This is a genomic window from Monashia sp. HAY1-5C, assembly GCF_056755255.1.
Window position 1 is genome coordinate 1 of sequence record NZ_JBPGXG010000815.1, and the last position, 233, is coordinate 233.

Here is a 233-nt window from a genome sequence, read left to right on the forward strand (position 1 = left end):
CTTTTCATATTTCCCTGCAGAATATAGAAAATGGAAATGGCAAGCCCGATTCCTACTCCCTTCAATAAATCTGTTGCCACAACAGCAATAACTGTTGCCACGAACGGAATAAACTGAAATTTACCCAAATGCCAGAAATGCTTGAAAGTCGCCGGCTTGGCCAGTTTGTATCCGACTAAGATCAATACTGCTGCCAAAGTCGCCAGTGGAATAAGATTTAGTACAATAGGGAT

Annotated in this window: 1 protein-coding gene; it reads right to left on the reverse strand. The window is 41.6% G+C overall.

What is annotated here, in order from left to right; genetic code table 11:
• Positions 1-233, reverse strand: a 233-nt coding sequence (locus ACR9ZK_RS23635; protein WP_481344345.1) for a SulP family inorganic anion transporter, incomplete at both ends; no start/stop codon positions are given.